The sequence below is a fragment of the Chryseobacterium sp. SIMBA_028 genome (assembly GCF_046535285.1).
Lineage (GTDB): Bacteria > Bacteroidota > Bacteroidia > Flavobacteriales > Weeksellaceae > Chryseobacterium.
Genome location: NZ_JAWRWZ010000399.1, coordinates 1 through 264, shown reverse-complemented (window position 1 = coordinate 264; position 264 = coordinate 1). Strand labels below are relative to the sequence as shown.

Annotated in this window: 1 protein-coding gene; it reads left to right on the top strand. The window is 47.3% G+C overall.

Annotation, left to right across the window (positions count from 1 at the left end; translation table 11 throughout):
* Positions 1 to 31: 31 nt before the first annotated feature.
* Positions 32 to 264: tetratricopeptide repeat protein (locus tag SCA31_RS23895; protein WP_410699486.1), on the top strand; the 233-nt coding region annotated here is incomplete at its 3' end.

The window sequence follows — 264 nt, the reverse complement described above, 5'->3', positions numbered from 1 at the left end:
AGCCTTCGATGCGAAGAAGTATTCTCTCGCAATAGAGCGTTGGCAGCCACTTGCAGCAGACGGCAATGCTGAAGCCCAGTTCAGTCTTGCGAATATGTATGGCAATGGAATTGGTGTTGCCCAGGACTATAAGAAAGCTTATGAGCTCTATGAGAAAGCCGCAGATCAGGGATATGCTACTGCACAATATGTATTGGCATATATGTTCTATCATGGCATTGGCGTAGAACAGAATGAAGCCGAAGCCTTCAAGTGGGCTAGCCG